Source organism: Bacillus sp. AF62 (genome assembly GCF_050312695.1).
Classification (GTDB): domain Bacteria; phylum Bacillota; class Bacilli; order Bacillales; family Bacillaceae_G; genus Bacillus_A; species Bacillus_A cereus.
On record NZ_JBNPJZ010000315.1, the window covers coordinates 1 to 247 of the forward strand.

Here is a 247-nt window from a genome sequence, read left to right on the forward strand (position 1 = left end):
GGTGACCCGTACGGGATTCGAACCCGTGTTACCGCCGTGAAAGGGCGGTGTCTTAACCACTTGACCAACGGGCCAAAAATTTAAAAACTTTTCCAAGCTTCCAACCGGGCTTGAACCGGTGACCTCTTCCTTACCATGGAAGTACTCTACCAGCTGAGCTATGGAAGCATAATGGCTCCGCAGGTAGGAATCGAACCTACGACCGATCGGTTAACAGCCGATAGCTCTACCGCTGAGCTACTGCGGA

At 52.6% G+C, this 247-nt stretch carries 3 tRNA genes; all 3 read right to left on the reverse strand.

The annotated features are described in order from the left end of the window. Window positions 1-2 precede the first annotated feature (2 nt). A tRNA-Glu gene (locus tag ACQRBL_RS32940) sits at window positions 3-74 on the reverse strand. A gap of 21 nt (window positions 75-95) precedes the next feature. Beyond that, window positions 96-168: transfer RNA gene (locus ACQRBL_RS32945), tRNA-Thr, on the reverse strand. Between the two features lie 4 nt (window positions 169-172). Beyond that, window positions 173-247: transfer RNA gene (locus ACQRBL_RS32950), tRNA-Asn, on the reverse strand.